This window comes from Methylophaga sp. UBA5088 (assembly GCF_002414625.1).
Classification (GTDB): domain Bacteria; phylum Pseudomonadota; class Gammaproteobacteria; order Nitrosococcales; family Methylophagaceae; genus Methylophaga; species Methylophaga marina.
The window spans coordinates 14,951-18,144 of record NZ_DIAC01000070.1 but is presented as its reverse complement, the minus strand read 5'-3'; the positions used below and the strand labels follow the sequence as shown (position 1 = coordinate 18,144).

Below are 3,194 nucleotides of genomic sequence, written 5' to 3'. Positions count from 1 at the left end.
ATTTACGACTGGCAACGGAGAGCTTATCTCGCTATTTTGACTTTGTAGCTGAGTGTCCTGAAGTGGGCATCGGAATGAGTATTCCAAGAAAACCTATCCGCTTAATCGGTGATCCTGAAAAACCCGAGGCCGTTGCTGTGCACGATGAAAGTATCAACTACAGCAAAGCACTAACAGAGTATGGTGAAAACAAGGCAAAACAGTTTCACGACTTATCTGGTTATATTTTTATGAAAAATTCGCCAAGTTGTGGATTATTTCGGGTAAAGGTTTATCAGGAAAATGGTTATCCATCCCATACCCCGGGGCGAGGCTTGTATGCCAAAGCATTAACAGATGCACATCCTTTGCTACCTGTCGAAGAATCAGGACGCTTGTGTGAACCACTCTTGAGGGAAAATTTTGTTACTCGAGTTTTTGCCTATGCCAATTGGCAAGATATGCTAAAACAAGGGCTGAATACGAAAGCTATTTTAGACTTTCATGTCCGCTATAAATATACCTTGATGGCACATTCTCCATCAAAATATGCTGAACTTGGGCGAATGCTAGCCGATGCGGGTAATCATGATGTTGATGCGCTGGCTGAGCGTTATTTCACGGAGTTAATGACTACACTGAAATCATTAGCATCCAGAAAAACGCACACGAATGTATTAATGCATCTACAGGGATATTTGAAGAAAAAAATTTCCAGCCAAGAGAAACAAGAGTTAGCCGGCATTATTGATCAATACAGAACAGCACAAATCCCACTTATTGTGCCTATCACTTTGCTGCGACACCATTTTAATAACCATCCAGACCCCTATATCAATAAGCAGGCTTATTTGCAGCCTTACCCTGATGACTTGAGTCTTAGAAATGCCATTTGAATGACATACCACCCATGCTGGGGATTAACAAACAGCTCTTCTGATTGAGTGTGTAGGTTGTTGCTTATTATTGGAAAACTGACATACATAGGTGATATTCTCATCCAATTGTGAACTTATAGACAGATTAAGATGAACATGGATGATCAAGAGATATTAAGAAAACAAGCGGATCGCTTATTTGAGGAGGCCTTGTTTTCAAACCTGACGGTCATCGGTGTTTCGATATTAATCGTGACAGTTCTATTTGATTACCTGCAATCACAATCGCTTCTGTTGGTCGGATGGAGTTCAGCCATCTGTTTATTATCAATCTCTCGTTTAGCCGTTTTATTCCTTTATAAAAAACACAATGCTCTTTTTGGTCTGAGCGCTAAGGGCTGGATGACGCTTTATACCTTTTTGACTGGTTGTGTAGGCACTGTTTGGGGGCTTGCGAGCATTTTCTACATCGTGATTGATGATATTCAAATCAACACGCTTTTCTATATATTGATCAGTACCGTTGTTGCTGCGGCGGTACCTGTATTAAGTGCATGGTTTCCGACGTTTCTGGCTTATACCATTCCACAGTTAGTGTTATTAACAAGTATGTCTTTGTATCAAATTCAGACGGTAAATGTGGATAAATTAGCTTACATACTCACCGTGGGCTTTATTGCTTATTATTTATTAATGTTCTCAATGGCCAGACGAGCGAACCAAAACCTGATTAAGAGTTTGAAGTTACAAGAGAGTAATCAATATCTGCTGACAAAGCTGAATAATGAAATGTTGCAGCGTGAAGAGCTGATAAAAGAGCGAACAAAAGAGCTAAGCTTGAGTAACGACAAGCTAAAAGCCAGTCAGGAACACATGCTCAAATTATCACGTGCAGTGGAGTCCAGTCCCAATCCTATTCTGATAACGGATGCAAATGGAACAATTGAGTACGTCAATAAACGTTGTGAAAAACTCTCTGGCTACACCGCTGTGGAAATGCACGGCCAAAGGCTGGAAACCTACAAATCTAATAAGATGCCATCGGCATTTTTTGATGAAATATGGCATCAGACAGCTTCTGAAGGACAATGGTCTGGTGAAATTGAGAATTGCCGTAAGGATGGCAGTCACTATTGGGTCAAGCTTTATCTTGCTGCGGTATATGATGATCAAAAAAATATTAATCACTATGTGGCTATCTATGAAGATATTACCGAGTCGAGAAAACTCGCTAAGAAACTCTCATTTCAGGCAACGCATGATGATTTGACGGGATTAATTAACCGTACTGAGTTCGAGCGACGCTTATCTATGTTGGTGAATGATGCACAGCGAATAGGGACTGAGCATGCCTTATGCTTCCTCGATTTAGATCAGTTTAAGGTAATCAACGATACCTGCGGCCATATTGCTGGTGATGAGTTGCTTAGACAGTTAGGTAGTTTGCTTGGAGGTTCGACACGCAAGAGCGACACACTGGCCCGACTAGGAGGAGATGAGTTTGCCATATTAGTCGAAGACTGTGAGCTGGAAAAAGCGGAGTTTATTGCTAACGAGATAAAAGAGTTAGTTTCCCAGTTCCAATTTATCTGGGAGACGCAGGTCTTTACAGTGGGTGTCAGTATTGGGGTGACAACCATTACTTCTGCCACCAGAAATCGAACTGAGGCACTTAAACAAGCCGACAGCGCTTGTTATGCCGCCAAAAATTCTGGTCGAAATCGAGTTTATGTCTACCAGGAACAAGATCAGCAATTGACAGCTCAGAAAGGTGAATTTAAATGGGTTAATGAAATTAAAGAGGCGCTGATTGAAGACCGCTTTGAGCTATACGCACAGCCTATTGTCAGTACAGAGACTGAACATCTGGCAATGTATGAAGTTTTAGTCAGACTTAGAAGCAAAGCAGGGCAGTTATTTCCACCAGGCGCATTTTTATCCTCTGCAGAGCGCTACAATTTATCAGACAGGATTGATAAATGGGTTGTCAGCCATGTCTTTGAATGGCTGGAGCAGCACTATCATTCTTTACCTCATTTAAACTATTTAGCTATCAACCTCTCTGGAGCAAGTATAGGGGATGAAGGCATGCTGGCTTATATCAGAACAAAATTATCTGCAGCTTCCTTTAATCAGGAAGTGATCAAGTTTGAAATCACCGAAACAGCAGCGATTGCTAATCTGAAGCAAGCACATCATTTCATCAATAGTGTGTTAGCTCTGGGTTGTCAGTTTTCTCTGGATGATTTTGGTAGTGGTCTGTCTTCATTTGCCTATCTCAAAAACTTGCCTGTTCAAAGTATCAAAATTGATGGCATGTTCGTGAAAGATATGCAC

At 41.2% G+C, this 3,194-nt stretch carries 2 protein-coding genes; both read left to right on the top strand.

Annotated elements, in window-relative coordinates:
• The coding region (locus tag B4K20_RS08825) for a YbgA family protein (RefSeq protein ID WP_289282615.1) at positions 1 to 875 on the top strand (875 nt) is incomplete at its 5' end.
• Positions 876 to 1,013: 138 nt separating this feature from the next.
• On the top strand, positions 1,014 to 3,194 hold a 2,181-nt coding region (locus tag B4K20_RS08820), incomplete at its 3' end, for an EAL domain-containing protein (RefSeq protein WP_289282614.1).